Raw genomic sequence first — 16,678 nt, forward strand, 5'->3', positions numbered from 1 at the left:
GCGAAGGTTACATGATATCAGCGAGACTTGGAAACTATCTCATCAAATTAGTCCCCCCATAGAACCCCCTTGAGCCATCTTGCACACTTTTCTCTTTTTGTCAAATTTTATGTTAAGAAAGATGTGACTAATGGATAGCTTGATAAGGGGGGTGTCTGACAACTTTTAACACCTACCTACTTATTATATTCTACTTCATCTTTATTTTAAGCTTTTATACTGGAAAATAGCCATAAATAGACGATTATTATAGCTATTCAAGGTTATTTTCTCCTTCTTCTAGAACAGGTATCGAGTTTTCTGCCGTCAAAATGTCAGGAATATCACCTAAACTAGCAGTTTGATACACCTGTTCATTTCTAGCAAATAAATTGCTCATATCTTGATAATAATTAGAAGCGATCGATAGCAAAGCTCCCGCAAAAATATAGAGAGGTAAAGGCAAAATAAACCCCTTCGCCCACTGATAAAATTCTACCAATAAAAACAACAATACACAACCCACAACCCAGACTTTCATCGCACTTTTTCTCCTATTTTCACGAGAAAAGGTGAGCAAAAAGCCCACCTTTTATTTAACTAATTCCAGTGAGAACTTATTCAATCACGGGAGCGATTAACTCACGTCTTTCACCGGAAATAACTTTCACCTTACCTTCCTCATCGATATCGACCATGGCCGTATCACCATCACCCACGCGTCCGGAGAGAATTTCCTCAGCCAGAACATCTTCCAAGAGACGCATAATCGCACGACGTAGGGGACGAGCGCCGTAGGCCGGATTATAACCCTCCTCGATCAAGCGTTCTTTAAACTTATCAGTAACAGACAAAGTAATATTTTGTTCTGTCAGACGTTTAAACACATCCTTGAGCAGGATTTCGGCGATTTCCTTGACTTCTTCCTTATTGAGTTGACGGAAGACAATAATCTCATCGAGACGGTTGAGGAATTCCGGACGGAAATACTGTTTTAATTCCTCATTAACCAGCGATCGAATGCGGTTATACTGGGCCTCAGCTTGATTATCAGCAAACTCGAAACCTAAACCACCGCCACCCTTCTCGATCACTTTAGAACCGATGTTCGAGGTCATGATCAACAGGGTATTTTTAAAGTCCACCGTGCGACCTTTAGCATCGGTCAAACGTCCATCTTCAAGGATTTGCAGAAGCATATTGAAGACATCGGGGTGAGCTTTTTCGATTTCGTCGAATAGCACCACCGTATAAGGACGACGACGCACCGCTTCCGTTAATTGTCCCCCTTCGTTGTAACCAACATAACCCGGAGGCGAACCGATTAACTTAGAAACCGTGTGCCGTTCCATGTATTCCGACATATCGAGACGGATCATCGCATCTTCAGAACCGAAGAAATAAGCGGCCAGAGCTTTAGTTAACTCGGTTTTACCCACCCCCGTTGGACCGGAGAAGATAAAGGAAGCAATCGGACGGTTGGGATTTTTCAGACCGACGCGAGCGCGACGAATGGCACGAGACACCGCTTTAACCGCGTCCTCTTGACCGATGAGACGCTGATGCAGGGTATCTTCCATGTGCAGCAGTTTCTCGGATTCGGTTTCGGTCAGTTTGTTGACGGGAACCCCAGTCCAAGAAGCGACGATGTGAGCGATTTCCTCGGCATCGACAAAGGGTTCATCGTTGCCATCTTCGCCTTTTTTGGTGGAAGCGAGATTCCGGATCTGGGTTTTGATTTCCATTTCCCGATCGCGCAATTCCCCGGCTTTCTCGAAGTCTTGACCGCGCACCGCGTCATCTTTTTGTTTGAGAATTTGCCGCAGTTCCTTGTCTAATTCCTTGGCTGCCGGTGGCAATTGGGAATTAATCAAGCGCACTCTCGAACCAGCCTCATCGATTAAATCGATCGCCTTGTCCGGTAAGAAGCGATCACTAATGTAGCGATCGGACAATTTCGCCGCCGCTTCTAGCGCTTCGTCTAAGATTTTTAGTTTATGGTGCTGTTCGTAGCGTTCCCGGAGACCGTAGAGAATTTCGATCGTTTCTTCTACGGAGGGTTCACCGACCATAACCGGTTGAAAACGTCTTTCTAGAGCCGCATCCCGTTCGATATGTTTGCGGTACTCATCCAAGGTCGTCGCCCCGATACATTGCAGTTCTCCTCGGGCCAAAGCCGGTTTGAGAATATTGGCCGCATCGATCGCCCCTTCGGCTGCCCCGGCACCGATGAGAGTATGAACTTCATCGATCACAAGGACGACGTTACCCGCTTGGCGAATTTCGTCCATGATTTTTTTGAGGCGTTCCTCAAATTCGCCGCGATATTTGGTTCCCGCCACTAACAAGCCGATATCGAGGGTGACAACCCGTTTTTCTTCGAGAATGTCGGGAATATCCTTGTTAGCAATGCGTTGGGCCAATCCTTCTGCGATCGCTGTTTTACCTACCCCCGGTTCCCCGATTAGGACTGGGTTATTTTTGGTACGACGACCGAGAATTTGGATGACGCGCTCGATTTCCTTTTGCCGGCCGACCACGGGATCGAGTTTACCCTCGCTGGCCATTTGGGTGAGATTGGAACCGAATTCGTCAAGAGTGGGGGTTTTAGTGCGACCTTGGGAAGATGAACCAGCGGCCACTTCGGCGGTTTCCCCTAACATTCTGATCACTTGGGTGCGAACTTTCGAGAGATCCACCCCGAGATTTTCCAGAACCCTAGCGGCCACACCTTCCCCTTCGCGAATTAGTCCTAAAAGGAGGTGTTCTGTGCCAATATAGTTATGGCCCAGTTGACGGGCCTCTTCGAGGGAGAGTTCTAAAACTCGTTTGGCTCTGGGGGTGAAGGGAATTTCCACGGCTACGAATCCGGAACCGCGACCGATTATTTTCTCCACCTCCACGCGCGCATCTTTGAGATTGACACCCATGGACTTGAGGACTTTGGCGGCAACTCCCGTTCCCTCTCCAATTAGTCCTAGTAAAATCTGCTCTGTTCCCACGAAGTTATGGCCGAGGCGGCGAGCTTCTTCTTGGGCGAGCATGATTACTTTAATGGCTTTTTCCGTAAATCTTTCAAACATAGCCTATCCATCACCTACACAAGCGACCCTAGATATGCTGATTTTAGCACGGCTTTTTAGTTTAGCTGTCTCTCAGTGATCAGTTATTGGGGAGCGGCCTGGAAACCTGCCGATAAGTGGTTCACCCTTGCATAATCCCCTAGGCTCGTGGTCATCCCCTTGCCCATTTTCAGACCAAAACCCGAAGTATAAGTAGATTAAATATTACTACCTATTGACAAATGAGTATATATGTTGTATGACGGGGTGATATGCAGGAAGTTGACCCCTATCGTTACTCTGGAGAGTGTTATATAGAAAGTTTTCGCATAATATGTAGTTGGGCTGCTTCAAATCTCGGTTGAGGCAGTTCACTTAAGTTATCTGTAGGTGTTCAAGGTTTCGGAATGTTGTCCAGATTAAGTTCACACATCACAATCACTCATGCAACTTGATACTAATTCAATCCAAGCCGCAGGATATGCTTTGATGGATGATGCACAAGCCATGCTACTTTCTGGCAATGCCAAAGCGGGTATGGATCACGTCATTCTTGGTATGAGGGAGATCAAGAATCGTTATCCTGCCACCGAGTGGAGAGATTTTGCCCAGACCACATTTCTCGGTCATCCCGTAACCCAACTGATTCATCAGTGTCCGTTTACTTACCACTCTTTCAGCAAGCCACGAGGCTATGCTGGAGATGCAGAATTACTCGATTTTATCTACGGGTTCAAGCAGCCATCCCAAAATCTAGCGACCCTTGGTAGAGAAATTCTTGAACATTGTGTGAATAGTCCCATATCTAGCAGTGTCAAAGCGAGGAAGGATGTGTTAGCCAGAACGATCGATGATGTTGCGTCTGAGGCAACACACCCAACTCGGATTCTCTCTATTGCTTGTGGACACTTGCGAGAAGCCAAAGAATCTGTAGCAGTTCAAGAAGGAAGCATTGGTCAGCTTGTTGCCTTTGACCAAGATCCTCTATCGCTTGAGGTCATTGATCGTGAGTTTGACAATGGTTCTATTCAGACGATTCGAGGTTCAGTGACAACGTTAGTTCGACAAAAGCAATCCTTTGAGAATCTAGATTTAGTGTATGCAGCGGGGTTGTATGACTACTTATCACAACCATTTGCTACACGATTGACTAAGATAATGTTTGATATGCTGCGACCAGGAGGAAAACTACTGGTCGCTAATTTTATTCCCGATCATCGAGAAGTTGGATACATGGAAACATTTATGCAGTGGCAGCTCATTTATCGTACTGAAAGTCAGTTAGCGGATGTAGCTAAAGAGATTTCAGCTTTAGAGATAGCGAACAAACGGACTTTCTTTGAAGACAACGGCAATATTGCATTCCTAGAATTAGTCAAAGCTTGAGGTTTTGGTTTGTGAATAAACCTTTTGTATTAGAGAGCAGAATTAGTTGCGCCGTAGAATCAGCAGCCCAAAACGGCGTTGGAGCGGACAATTAGGAGATATTGGTGCTGAGTTCGAGTCGGTTGATTGCCGCTCAACTCTGACGTTAGCTGGCTTTCGTCCTACCCCTGAATGGCAGCAGTTTTCTATCTTTAGCCTCGTAGGTTGGGTTGAGCGAAACAATACTGGCGCGAAAATAGCTCAATTCGCTGGAAAAAGCGAAACCCAACCACCCCAAAGGTTACTCTTTGTTGGGTTTCCTTGGGTCAACCCAACCTACAATAATTGCTTGCCCCTTGCAAAATAGTGCGATGCCAAAGGCACTGCGTAGCAGAGCGCAATCTTGTAGGGTGAGTTCCCTAATCTGGCTCCTACTGCTCCTACCAATAGACATCTCCAAAAATTATAACCCAGTCACAGTTTGCTTTTAGCCTGTGTACTAATTAAGTGGTTCGATAGCTGAAATGTATATCTATCGTTGCTAATTCAATTTCACTGAAAAAATATGAGGCAATTAAAATAATTTTTATTCGGGTAGATTCCTTAACTAGAGAGACTTTTGATCTTGAGATAATATTAGGTCGATGTCTATTGGGGACAAGGATAATATGACCGAAGCGGCTAAAGTTATTCTAGAATACGGCTTAATCACCTTACAATTGCCGATTATCTAGGCGGTGGTTAATCCCGATAATTATCGCTCAATTCGTGTCACCGAAAGATTAGAAATGCAATCAATGGGATTAACGAATAAATACTACGACACTGAAGCACTTTTATTCTCGATCAAAGCTTAAAGTTCATTAATAATTATTGATTGTTTCTTATTTTATAGCTGCTGTGGTTGTGAGACTAAACCCATTCTTGCTCAAAAAGTAAAAAGGGAAATATATTCCCTTTTTCTGGCTTTTATGGACCCATATCCTAAACGATTTCGGGTTTAACACCTCTTTGGTCGAGAATTTTCTGTAATTCTGCTTCGTCGGTTTTGGTCAAAGAAGTGCGTAATACTTTACCTCCGTAGGGGGCCACTTCATCGAGGACCTTATCGGGGGTAACTTTTTGGACGAGAACAAAGAGAGCAGATGTACCGGGCTGCATGGTTTCTCCCAATTCCCGCATAAAATTGTCATCCACACCGATATCACTTAAAGCACCTCCCAAAGCGCCACCAGCAGCACCGAGGACGGCCCCTAATAAAGGGGAGAAAAAGAGCATTCCGATTAATAATCCCCAGAAACTGCCACTAGCGGCTCCCGCTGCCGTTAAATTGACCGCTTGCTTGAGTTTAATCTCGCCATCTTTGTTTTTAACCACTACGGCGGCATCTTCTAGCTCGATGAGATGTTCCCGTTGCAGTTTAGCCAAAGTTAAACGAACTTCTTCTGCTTTAAATTCGTCCTCATAGGCGATGACAAATAGATCAGCCATAGTTTTTCCTCGATTATTAACAAATAAAACCTTTATACACTACTTTTGCCGGATTAAAAGTTTGAGGTATCGGAGAATACCGAAAACCCATGGGGATTAGGTGTCATAAATACGAGCTTCAAAAGCATCGGGATTTTCTTGACAGTATTCCTCAAAATAAGTTTTTTCCGGTTTTTTAGCGCGTTGGTGTGCCAATTCTGCCTGTAATTCCTCAACAACATCCCAAGCTGCGGCACAATCGGGAGAATTTCCCCCTTTTTCAGCACATACTGCCCGGGCAATATCTCTAGCTTTGATAATCTCCGCTTCTAAATCAAGACTGCGGGGCTTTTCGACGGCGTTACCTTTATGGAGGATGTCACTAACAGAGATAACACCGAGTAAACCGCCTTTAATTACCGGTGCGAAACGAATACCGGTATTAGCAAATAAGCGGGCCACATATTCAACCCCGAGGTCGGGATTAATCACGATGCAGGGTTTGCTCATCACTTCATAAACGCGCACCTTTTGCGGATCTTGACCGAAAGCGACGACTTTATAGACAATATCGGTTTCGGTGATAATTCCGTAAGCATCTTCATCGTGACGACGATCAACAATGAGAGTTCTAATGTTCTTTTCTCTCATCAATTGTACCGCTTTGGCAACGGTTTCAGAACCCTTAATCTTGGCCACCTCCGTGGTCATAATTTCAGCTGCTTTCATAGTCATATTTGGAGAAGTTAAGTTGTGCCTTTGTTATTTTAGGGTATAAACTGGCCTCTAATACTGACGGCTGACGGCTAAAAAACCGCTCCCTGATTAACGCCATTCTACCAGTTGTCGTTCTTGGACAACCAAACCATATACTGTCTCGGTTTGACGGGCTAAATTCGCCCAATGAAAGCGTTTTTCTAGGTCTTCATAGGCGTTATTAACTAATTTTTGAGCGTATTCGGGATTATTTAAAACCTCTAAAATGCCCCAAGCGAGGGAATCAGGATTATTGACGCGGGTGACAATTCCCGTTTGGCCATGACGGACAACTTCGGGAAAACCGCAGGTATCGGAAACTACCACGGGAACCCTAGCGGCGAAACTTTCCAGGGCGACAATGCCAAAAGGTTCGTAAAGACTGGGAAAAACGGCACAATCGGCCACGGTTTGGAAGCGATCGAGGTTTTCATCGGACATAAAGCCCGTAAAATAACAATGATGCCAGATACCGAGATGCCAGGCCTGTTGTTTGAGTTTGTCGGTATTGCCGCCACCGATAATGACAAATTTAGTTTGACCCTCGGTCTGGGCCAGGACTTTTGGGGCAGCGTTGAGTAACACCGAAACCCCCTTTTCAAAGGTCATACGCCCGACGTAATAGACGATTTTTTCGTGATCTTGGGCATATTGACGACGAAAAGCTCGGTAATCAAAGTTAGGGTCTCTTTGCTTTTTCTCGGCCCGAATACCGTTATAAACCACATCGATTTTATCCCAGGGTGCGCCCAAAGCCCGATGGACTTCATGACGCATATAGCCAGTGCAGACGATAATGCGCCAAGCATTATAGACGAGGGTTCCCTCTTTGCCGGCGATATAGCGTTGAGTGTCGGTGTGCAGTCCGTTATAACGTCCGTATTCCGTGGCGTGAATAGTGGCAATCAGGGGTATTTTAAAGAGATGTTTCATGGCAATGGCCGCATCCCCTACCAACCAATCGTGGGCATGAACAAGGTCAAATTTTCCGTATTCGGCGATTAGTTTGCCGCCCTGTTGCCCCATGCTGTTATTCATGTTGACCACCCAATGGAAAAAGTCATTGCCGGGGGGTACGGGGACGCGGTGGATGTGAATGCCTTCGACCAGTTCGTAACTGGGGGCCTGACCGAATTCGATCGTGATTAAATGGACTTCATGACCGAGTTTGACGATTTCGGGATAGAGTTCAGCGACATGACGGGCGATACCGCCCACTAATCGCGGTGGAAATTCCCACGCCAACACTAAAATCCTCATTTTTCCCTAACCTCGACCTGATTTAAGCTTGTAAGTAATCATTGCATCCCCATGGTATCTATTTTGGCTCTGGTTTCTTCCTCTAATTGCCACTCTCCCCGCACCAGTCTGGAAAGGATTTCTTGTCGCCACTTGCTTAATTGTTCCTGAAAAGCGGCCGTTTGTAGATCGTTGCGCCAGAAAATTAGGGCTGATTCGCCAGTTTGCGGATAATAATTTTTACGCTCTCCAGCGATGCGGAAGCCAAAATGCTCGTAGAGCGCGATCGCTGACTGGTTCGATACCCTCACCTCTAGCGTAGCCCTTTCCAGTTGTCTTTGTACAGCCTTCTCCAGAAGTTTGTAGAGAAGTAGTTTTCCTAATCCTTGTCTTTGATAGTCGGGATAAATTGCCAGGAGGGTAATATGCGCTTCTTCGAGAATTGCCCAAAAACAAGCCAATCCGATTAGGGTTTCGCTATCCCGGTCCAGGGTAAGAATTAATAATTCACTGTTGGGGCTGTCTAATTCCCGTTGATATCCCGATAACGTCCAGATACCGCCGAGACTGGTGCGATCGAGTGCCACCATGGCGGCAAGATGCTCTGATTTTGGGGTTTTAAGCTGGATTTTTGCCATTGATCGGGGAAGGGAGCAGGGTGTGGGGTGTGGGGTGTGGGGTGTGGGGAGAAGGGAGAATAAATAAAAATAATCTCCTGTCTCCTGAATCCTGTCTCCTGAATCCAATAGTAGATGTGGGATTTTTGCAGGAGTTCTATTTTCTGACAAATATAAGCAAAAGTTATTTATTGACTCCAAAAACTTGAGAATATTTAAATTAACATTCCGCAATATTTATAAATTCTTAAGAATTAATTGAGAAAGATTTTTATTTAACAACGATGTTATCATAGTTACAGCGATTTTACTGAATTTCATAATGGGTTATTCTGTGCTTTTTTGGGCAGCAAAGGTTTCAACCATTGCCACACCTAGAAGGTAATCCCAATTAAGACGGTTAAATCAGTCAATTTCACCCACAACGATGATCTTTTTTTTGTGTAGTTTTATTGCAAAAAAAAAGTTTTTTTGACAAAAGGCACAAAGTATGATATTAACCCAAGTGATTCCTGGCTGCGAGTAATTATTGTAGAGGGGGAGAGGGGAGAAAAGCTGACGGTTTCAAGATAACTGATCACCGATCACTGAAACATCACCCATCTTAATTTTTTTGGGCGGCCATCGTTAAGCGTTTTAATCCGGTTCTTAACATTTTCCCAGTATTCCCAAAATCGAATAGTATAGATTGAAATAACTCAATGTACGCAAACCTATGGATGGCAGCTTAATCCTGTTCAATATTCTCAATCCGCCGGTTTTGTTCTTTTTCTTGGGAATGCTGGCAGTATTTTTTAAATCCGACCTAGAGATTCCCCAACCACTGCCTAAACTCTTTTCTCTCTATCTTTTGATGGCGATTGGTTTCAAGGGAGGTTATGAACTAGCGGAAAGTGGCATCAATAACCAAATCGCTTTAACTTTGATTGCCTCTGTGGTTATGGCTTGCATCGTTCCCATTTACACTTTCTTTATCCTGAAAATTAAACTCGATAGTGCCAATGCAGCAGCGATCGCCGCAGCCTATGGTTCCATTAGTGCCGTTACTTTCATCACCGCCAGTTCTTTTTTAGAAAAACTTCATATTTCCTATGGCGGTCACATGGTAGCGGCCTTAGCTTTAATGGAATCGCCGGCGATTGTAGTGGGTTTAATCCTGGTGCGAGTCTTTAAAGAGAAAAATGGCGAAGAAGAAGCGTTTTCTTGGTCAAAAGTTTTACATGAAGCCTTTTTAAATGGTTCGGTATTTCTCTTAGTCGGTAGTGTTATTATTGGTATGCTCACGGGGGAAAAAGGTTGGGAAAAATTAGAACCTTTCACTCAAGAGATTTTTTATGGTGCGTTAACTTTCTTTCTCCTGGATATGGGATTAGTGGCGGCGAAAAGAATCCGAGAATTAGGCAAAACTGGTTCTTTTCTCATCGGTTTCTCGGTGTTCATTCCCTTTATCAATGCTATGGTGGGAATTCTCATCGCTAAGGTTCTCGGATTTGAACAGGGCAATGCTTTATTATTCGCTGTTTTGTGTGCCGGTGCCTCTTATATTGCTGTTCCTGCGGCCATGAGAATGACTGTTCCTGAAGCTAATCCTAGTTTATACGTTTCTATGGCCTTGGCTTTAACTTTTCCCTTCAATATCATCATCGGTATTCCTCTGTACCTAGAGATGATCAAAATCATTGGCTGTGGAGTCTAAAAAGCCCGGCGGGTTTTGAATAATTCCTGTCAAAATTTTTCTCTTTCACTTGTCCCTTTTTTACTTAACTACCATGCTTGAATCCCCGCATCCTTCCCTACAAACTGTCAAAAAAGTAGATATAATTGTTAGTCATGCTTTTTTGGAAGAAACCTTAAGCGCTCTTGATGTTGTCGGAGTTTCCGGTTATACCGTCTTTGGCAGTACTTCGGGAAAAGGTGATCGAGGTTTATCCTGTGATGACTTGGATTGTGATTACAGTAGTAACTACATTATGACGGTTTGTAATAGTGACGAACAACTTGGTCGTCTGATCGATAAAATTCAGCCTTTTTTAAAAAAAGCCGGCGGAATTTTTGTGGTGACTACGGCCCAATGGCTAACTCATTAGACCTCTTGTAAAAATCAAAAATTGTCGTAGTTAATTAGGAGTCAGTCCCGATGAAAAAATTTCACCCCCACAGATAAAAGAGGTTTCCTTCCCTACACCCCACACCCCACACCCCACACCCTCTTTCAAGTCAGCAGTCAGGAGAAAGATATTTTCTGGTTTAGAATTTATCTGTATCTGGTCTGGGGCCAACAGCACCGGCGGGATTAACAAAAAGATTGCCCCCGGCTTCATTTTGGAAGATACAATCGATTTTCGGTTTGCCTTCCAAGGGGCCGGTATAACCAAAGGTATTCATCCGGTTTTTACAACTTTGTACCTGCTGTCCATCGACTAATTTTTGTTGTTCTAAAATTGACCAGTTATTGCGTCGCAAAACGCAACCGGGTTGCATGACTGGTTGGGTAACAAAAACATTAAAGGGGTTAAGAGTGACATAAACCCGCAAATCGGTGACAATGGCACTAGCCCCAAATTGCACGCATAATTCTGCATTGGGGGCGCTGCGATCAATTACTTCTCGGGAAGCGACGTTTTCGGGGCTAAAATTAGCGGTAGAACTGAATACCAGACCGAGACCCACTCCTAGTACAAAAATACCACCAATCAGGGCGATCATGGCATAGTTTAATTTTGCTAATAGGCCCCCAGCAGCCGAAGCGCGGGAGTCATCGCCATAGGATCGGTCATAATCACGATCGCGCGATCGGGGAGGAGTATAACGAGGTCTTCTATTCATAGAAATTTCTGATGTGGCTGCTATGGCGGTCAGTCGTTAGCTATTAGCTGATCATTGTTCTATCCTAGCAACCTGGGGGATAAGCGAGAGGATAGGTCTAGTATAGAGCTATATCGTTTTTTTTGGGGTTAGTATGCTATGGTGGATGACTAAATAGAGTAAGTCAGCCTAATCCAAGTTTATGTGCTAGATATTAGCTAGACAAATTCGGAGCGGAGGAACCACATTTGGGGCGTATTTCTAGATTTTTTAGCCTAGAAAAGGATATCTCTCTATCCTAGCCCGTCAGCTAACTTCGTCGGCGTGGGGGGGAAGACTGAAACATCACTACATTCCTAGTAATGTCTTGATCGGTTCAGTTATGTCGCTGGTACTACTTGATAGTCATAACTTACAGGAGACATTGTTTATGGAGATTCTCATGCCAGATTACCGATCACAACAATTTTAAGATTTTCCGTAGATAACCATATTTTCTATGAGTTTGCTGTACATTTTTCGAGCAAACTTTTAGTCGTATCGAGAAACCAAGAGTAAAAACAGGATCAAAAATGCTGGAATCTTTACCAATGTGGATTGCTGCAATGACTTTTATTGCAGTCATTGTGGTGATTATGTTCGAGTGGCTTCATATTACCGTAGCGGCTTTACTAGGAGCTTTAATCTTAGTTTTTACCCATATCATGACTCTCCAGGAGGCGATCGGTTATATCAGTCGCAGTTATGCTACTCTTGCCCTATTTTTTGGGGTAATGGTGTTAGTGAGAGCCTTTGAACCAACGAAAATTTTTGATTATTTAGCAGCACAAATGGTGCTTTTAGCCAAGGGAAATGGCAAATTATTACTAATAGGAATTGTTGCCATTACTACCCCAATCTGTGCGGTATTACCCAACGCTACCACGGTGATGTTATTAGCCCCGCTGATTCCCCCCTTAGCTCAAGATATCGGTGTGGATTTTGTGCCGCTCTTAATCCTGATGGTTTTCGTGGCCAACAGTTCCGGGTTATTAACTATTGTTGGTGATCCCGCTACTTATATCGTCGGTGATTCTATTAATATCACCTTCATGGAATACCTACAGCGTTTGAGTTTAGGTGGTGCCTTGGCAGTCATTACCATTCTGGTTATGTTACCTTGGTTATTCCCGAAAATCTGGCGGACAAAATTCGAGCATTTAGAAGACTTACCCCATCCGAAAATTAATCATCCTCGCGTCTTAGCGGTGGGGGGAATTATCGTCTTTTTAGTCTTATTTTTATTCGTCGTCGGTGAATCTTTTCCTGTACCTATTGCTCCCGCTGCCGTTGCTTTGATGGGGGCCACTTTAGCCCTACTTTTAGCCCAGCAATCGAAAATCGATACGGTGCATAATATTCTCCGAGATGTGGACTGGAGTACCCTATTATTTTTTATGTCGATTTTTGTCCTAATTGGCGGCTTAGAAAAAACTGGGGTAGTTAATAGTTTATCGGGATTTCTGGCGATAATTTTAGGCAAAAATATCTTTTTAGGTTCTCTAGTCTTACTGTTTTTTGTCGGTTTTATTTCCAGTGTAGTTCCGAATATTCCCCTAGTGGTGGCCATGGTTCCACTACTGAAACAGTACCTTGTTAATGTTAATTTAGTCGGGACAGAGGTTCTTTCTCCCGATTATGCCGGTTCTTTTCCCCCGGAAGTTTTACCGCTTTTCTACGCGATGATGTATGGGGCCACCCTAGGGGGTAATGGTACTTTAGTGGGGGCTTCTTCTAATATTGTCGCCGCCGGCATCGCTGAACAACACGGGGGCAAAATTACTTTTCATACCTTTCTGCGCTACGGTTTACCAGTGATGTTTACTCAGTTAGTCGTCTCGGCTATGTATATGTTAGTTTTCTTTGTCTAGTCTATCTCCGGGGGGCATTAATCTTAAGTTCGCCTAAGATTGACAAAAACGTTAACATTGATTAACATTTTCCTATCGTGCTAAATGATCTGGATTGAGCGGCGATCGTGAACAAAAAAATCTCTGTTTTAGCACCAGATTTATCCGGTGGTGGTGGCACAAGAGTCTATTTGATTGCTCAAGTCTTGCAACAGCTAAACTGTCAGGTGACGATCTATGGCCCGATTTTTGGCCGGGAAATCTATCCCACCCCACCGCAGAATTTACCGGTGGTATCGGTCAAAGGCAATAATTATCCCCAGTTTTTTGGCCAGATCAAAACTTTACTCGATCGCCTCTCCGGAGAGATTATCTATGCGGTTAAACCCCGTCCCACCAGTTTCGGCATCGGTTTACTGAAACGTTTTTTTTCCCCACGGCCCCTAATTCTCGATATTGACGATTGGGAAATGAGTTGGTTTGGTGGCGATCGATGGTCCTATCGTCCCCATCCCCGACAATTAGCTAGGGATATCCTCAAAAAAAATGGTGCGCTTAGGGATCCGAATCACCCTCTCTATCTGCGTTGGATGGAAAATTTAATTAACCGCGCCGATGCGGTGACGGTTAATAATCAATTTTTGCAAAAGCGTTATGGGGGGATTTATTTACCGAATGGCAAGGATACGCAACTTTTCGATCCCAATCTCTACGATCCCGTTGCTTGTCGTCAAAAATACGGTTTATCTGCCTATAAAATCTTAATGTTCCCCGGTACAGCTAGACCCCACAAAGGTTTAGAAGATGTCTTAATCGCTTTAGATCAAATTGGTGATCCTGATTTTAAATTGGTGGTGGTGGGAGGTCGCCAAATCGGGGATGGCTATCTGGATAGTTTGCTAGAAAAAGGTCAACCTTGGTTAATTCATTTACCTGCTCAACCGATCGATCAAATGCCAGAAGTTATCGCCGCTGCTCATGCTATTATCGTTCCCCAGAGGGATGAAGCCACGGCTAACGCCCAATTTCCGATTAAACTCACCGATGGTATGGCGATGGCTAAACCGATTATTTCCACTAAAGTGGCGGATATTCCCGAAATTTTAGCTGATATTGGCTATTTAGTCGAACCTCGATCGCCAGAGCAACTAGCTGTCATAATTAGAGAAGTTTTTAAAGATCTCGACTCGGCTAATGCACGAGGACTAAAAGCGAGAGAGCGCTGTATCGCCTCCTATAGTACCACCGCCATGGCGACAACTCTCTCTGGCATAATTACTTCTCTGGAAGGGAAATATTAGAGTGTAGGGAGTAGGATAATTGACCGTTGACTATTTACTTTATTACTTGCGATGAATCCTAATCAAATTCTCCTTAAATATACGCTGAAACACTGGATATTAGTGGTTTCCAGCATTATTATAGGCTTTGCCAGTACCGTATTTAATGGGGTAGGAACTGTTTTAGTTATCCCCTTACTAATTTCTTTTATTAATCCCGAAAATGATCTCTTAAAAAATGCCCCCCAAATTATCAAAAAGCTGCTCTCAGTTTTTGAGATTTTCTCGGTCGATACTCGTTTTTTCTGGATGTTTGCGGCGATATTATTAATTTTAATTCTCAAGCATATTACCAATTTTGTCAGTAATTTGCTAGGCACTTACTTGTCTTTAATTATGGCAAAAGATATGCGAATTGATTCAGTTATTCTGCTGCTAGAAGTGGATATAGATTATTATGTAAAAAGTAAAATAGGAGATATTTTTAATCGTTTCATGTCGGAGATTAATCGAGCCGTGGGATCAATTAGAAATTACATTGGTCTGGTTAAGATTATCGCCACAGCTTTCATGTACTTGGCTATTTTATTATCAATTTCTTGGCAATTAACTATTCTTTCTAGTCTTTTGGGTGGCCTTTTAGCTCTGCTTAATCAATACTTTGTCAAGAGATCGAAAAAGTTTGGAGAGATTATCACCCTAACGGCTAAACAGCAAACTAATAAACTGTTGGAACTGTTAACTGGAATTCGCCTAATTAAAGCGGTAGGCAATGAAAGATACGAATTAGAATCTATTGTGGAAGATATCGAAGCCCGGGAGAAAGCGGGTTTAGATGCCCAGACTAATAATGCTGTAATCGCCCCGCTCAATGAGATCGGTGGGGTAATTATTATTGCTTTAATTATCATTGCTGGTCGTTATCTTTTTAATGAACAACTGCAAGCTTTAGCGACGATTTTATTAACCTATCTCTATGTACTTTTCCGGGCCCTGCCGATAGTTGGTCAAATTAACGCTGCTAGGAGTAGTCTATTGGGTGATGTTTCCGCAGTAGAGGTGGTAGCGGATTTTCTCATTCGAGAGAATAAACCATTTATTAGCAATGGCTCTATTCCCTATCAAAGATTAGAGACGGGTATTCATTTTGATAACGTCCAATTTTCCTATCCTGGTCATCAAGAATTAGTTCTCAAGGGCATCGATCTTTGGATTCCAAAAGGAAAAATGATCGCTCTTGTCGGTGCTTCGGGGGCGGGAAAATCGACAATTGCTGATTTATTACCACGCTTTTATGATCCTACAGCCGGAAGAATTCTTTTTGATGGTCAAGATTTAAGGGATTATGAGATCAAATCTCTGAGAAAAGCCATGGGAATAGTCAGTCAAGACACTTTTCTCTTTAATAATTCTCTCCGTTTTAATATTGCCTACGGATTAAGCGATGTTAGTGATGCAGAAATTTTAGCAGCGACAAAAAGGGCGAATGCCTACGAGTTTATCTCCAAACTGCCGGAAGGACTGGATACGGAAATTGGCGATCGGGGAGTGAGACTTTCGGGAGGACAAAAACAAAGATTAGCGATCGCTCGTGCCTTACTGCGAGATCCGGATATTCTCATTCTCGATGAAGCCACCAGTGCTTTGGATACGATTTCTGAGCGTTTAGTACAGAAAGCGATCGATGAACTCTGTCGCGAGCGGACTACTCTTGTGATCGCTCACCGTCTTTCCACTGTTCAAAAAGCCTATCAAATTGTGGTGCTGGACAAGGGAAAAGTGGCAGAAATCGGCAATCACGAGGAATTATTAGCTCAAGGTGGTCATTATGCCCGTTTACACGCTCTGCAATTTAGTGATAGCAAAGAGGCCGACTCTAAGAATAGGGAAGATGAGCAAAAAAGAAAAGCTTATTTATCCTACGAAGCGAGAAGCAGTCTTAATAGTCTTTTAGGTTCTCTGCGTCTGGTATCTGAGGATTTAATCGAAGATTCTCAGGAGAAACAGGAAATTTTAGAAGAATCCTGTAGTTCAGCTATGCGACTTCTCCATATTATCGAAGACTACGAGTATTCCTCGACTCGATAGATCTCCTGCAAAAATCAAAAATTGTCGTAGTTAGTCAGGAGTCAGTCTCGATGAAAAAATTTTCACCACCAGAGATGAAAGAGGTGTCCTTCCCCACACCCCACACCCTCTTTCAAGTCAGGAGACAG

The 16,678-nt window shown here is 43.6% G+C and carries 13 protein-coding genes and 1 riboswitch; of the genes, 6 read left to right on the forward strand and 7 right to left on the reverse strand.

Going from position 1 to position 16,678, the window contains the following annotated elements:
* Positions 1-253: 253 nt before the first annotated feature.
* Together IM473_RS02620 and IM473_RS02625 are read right to left on the reverse strand one after the other, a co-directional pair.
* Positions 254-520 (reverse strand): hypothetical protein, encoded by a 267-nt coding sequence (locus tag IM473_RS02620; RefSeq protein ID WP_287659495.1) that lies wholly within the window; start codon positions 518-520, stop codon positions 254-256.
* A 76-nt stretch (positions 521-596) separates the two neighbouring features.
* Entirely contained in the window at positions 597-3,062 is a 2,466-nt protein-coding gene (locus IM473_RS02625) for an ATP-dependent Clp protease ATP-binding subunit (protein WP_287659496.1), read from the reverse strand.
* 423 nt (positions 3,063-3,485) lie between these two features.
* Between IM473_RS02625 and IM473_RS02630 the strand changes: the two genes are divergently transcribed.
* Complete coding sequence (locus tag IM473_RS02630) at positions 3,486-4,427, forward strand: class I SAM-dependent methyltransferase (RefSeq protein ID WP_287659497.1); 942 nt, start codon at positions 3,486-3,488, stop codon at positions 4,425-4,427.
* A gap of 963 nt (positions 4,428-5,390) precedes the next feature.
* Here the strand turns inward: IM473_RS02630 and IM473_RS02635 are convergent.
* From IM473_RS02635 to rimI, 4 genes are all read right to left on the reverse strand, one after another.
* Complete coding sequence (locus IM473_RS02635) at positions 5,391-5,897, reverse strand: DUF1269 domain-containing protein (protein WP_287659498.1); 507 nt, start codon at positions 5,895-5,897, stop codon at positions 5,391-5,393.
* 96 nt (positions 5,898-5,993) lie between these two features.
* On the reverse strand, positions 5,994-6,611 hold the full coding sequence (locus IM473_RS02640; RefSeq protein WP_036388153.1) for a CP12 domain-containing protein: 618 nt from the start codon (positions 6,609-6,611) through the stop codon (positions 5,994-5,996).
* Between the two features lie 90 nt (positions 6,612-6,701).
* Positions 6,702-7,892, reverse strand: coding sequence for a glycosyltransferase family 4 protein (locus tag IM473_RS02645; protein ID WP_287659499.1), 1,191 nt, complete (start codon positions 7,890-7,892; stop codon positions 6,702-6,704).
* A gap of 38 nt (positions 7,893-7,930) precedes the next feature.
* Positions 7,931-8,509 (reverse strand): ribosomal protein S18-alanine N-acetyltransferase, encoded by a 579-nt coding sequence (gene rimI, locus IM473_RS02650; RefSeq protein ID WP_012268101.1) that lies wholly within the window; start codon positions 8,507-8,509, stop codon positions 7,931-7,933.
* Between the two features lie 694 nt (positions 8,510-9,203).
* On the opposite strand from rimI, the gene IM473_RS02655 reads away from it, so the two are divergent.
* On the forward strand, positions 9,204-10,184 hold the full coding sequence (locus IM473_RS02655) for a sodium-dependent bicarbonate transport family permease (protein ID WP_287659500.1): 981 nt from the start codon (positions 9,204-9,206) through the stop codon (positions 10,182-10,184).
* A gap of 73 nt (positions 10,185-10,257) precedes the next feature.
* Positions 10,258-10,575: a P-II family nitrogen regulator gene (locus IM473_RS02660; protein WP_287659501.1), complete on the forward strand. Its 318-nt coding sequence runs from the start codon at positions 10,258-10,260 to the stop codon at positions 10,573-10,575.
* A 160-nt stretch (positions 10,576-10,735) separates the two neighbouring features.
* Here the strand turns inward: IM473_RS02660 and IM473_RS02665 are convergent, their stop codons facing one another.
* The gene (locus tag IM473_RS02665; protein WP_193961675.1) at positions 10,736-11,314 is read right to left on the reverse strand and encodes a DUF3172 domain-containing protein; all 579 of its coding nucleotides are present in this window, start codon (positions 11,312-11,314) and stop codon (positions 10,736-10,738) included.
* Positions 11,315-11,503: 189 nt separating this feature from the next.
* Positions 11,504-11,633: riboswitch (cyclic di-AMP (ydaO/yuaA leader) on the forward strand.
* Positions 11,634-11,865: 232 nt separating this feature from the next.
* Here IM473_RS02665 and IM473_RS02670 point away from each other — a divergent pair.
* From IM473_RS02670 to IM473_RS02680, 3 genes are all read left to right on the forward strand, one after another.
* Positions 11,866-13,203 (forward strand): ArsB/NhaD family transporter, encoded by a 1,338-nt coding sequence (locus tag IM473_RS02670; protein ID WP_287659502.1) that lies wholly within the window; start codon positions 11,866-11,868, stop codon positions 13,201-13,203.
* 107 nt (positions 13,204-13,310) lie between these two features.
* A complete protein-coding gene (locus tag IM473_RS02675) occupies positions 13,311-14,483 on the forward strand; it encodes a glycosyltransferase (RefSeq protein ID WP_287659504.1) in 1,173 nt (390 codons plus the stop codon).
* Positions 14,484-14,534: 51 nt separating this feature from the next.
* Positions 14,535-16,550, forward strand: coding sequence for an ABC transporter ATP-binding protein (locus tag IM473_RS02680; RefSeq protein WP_287659505.1), 2,016 nt, complete (start codon positions 14,535-14,537; stop codon positions 16,548-16,550).
* The last annotated feature ends 128 nt before the right edge of the window (positions 16,551-16,678 follow it).

This window comes from Microcystis sp. M015S2 (assembly GCF_020245945.1).
Lineage (GTDB): Bacteria > Cyanobacteriota > Cyanobacteriia > Cyanobacteriales > Microcystaceae > Microcystis.

Bases quoted from the DNA above. Each gene is read 5' to 3' on its own strand.
- IM473_RS02670 (WP_287659502.1), top strand. From the start codon at position 11,866: ATGCTGGAATCTTTACCAATGTGGATTGCTGCAATGACTTTTATTGCA.
- IM473_RS02630 (WP_287659497.1), top strand. From the start codon at position 3,486: ATGCAACTTGATACTAATTCAATCCAAGCCGCAGGATATGCTTTGATG.
- rimI (WP_012268101.1), bottom strand. From the start codon at position 8,509: ATGGCAAAAATCCAGCTTAAAACCCCAAAATCAGAGCATCTTGCCGCC.
- IM473_RS02620 (WP_287659495.1), bottom strand. From the start codon at position 520: ATGAAAGTCTGGGTTGTGGGTTGTGTATTGTTGTTTTTATTGGTAGAA.
- IM473_RS02635 (WP_287659498.1), bottom strand. From the start codon at position 5,897: ATGGCTGATCTATTTGTCATCGCCTATGAGGACGAATTTAAAGCAGAA.
- IM473_RS02655 (WP_287659500.1), top strand. From the start codon at position 9,204: ATGGATGGCAGCTTAATCCTGTTCAATATTCTCAATCCGCCGGTTTTG.
- IM473_RS02660 (WP_287659501.1), top strand. From the start codon at position 10,258: ATGCTTGAATCCCCGCATCCTTCCCTACAAACTGTCAAAAAAGTAGAT.
- IM473_RS02645 (WP_287659499.1), bottom strand. From the start codon at position 7,892: ATGAGGATTTTAGTGTTGGCGTGGGAATTTCCACCGCGATTAGTGGGC.
- IM473_RS02680 (WP_287659505.1), top strand. From the start codon at position 14,535: ATGAATCCTAATCAAATTCTCCTTAAATATACGCTGAAACACTGGATA.
- IM473_RS02625 (WP_287659496.1), bottom strand. From the start codon at position 3,062: ATGTTTGAAAGATTTACGGAAAAAGCCATTAAAGTAATCATGCTCGCC.
- IM473_RS02640 (WP_036388153.1), bottom strand. From the start codon at position 6,611: ATGACTATGAAAGCAGCTGAAATTATGACCACGGAGGTGGCCAAGATT.
- IM473_RS02665 (WP_193961675.1), bottom strand. From the start codon at position 11,314: ATGAATAGAAGACCTCGTTATACTCCTCCCCGATCGCGCGATCGTGAT.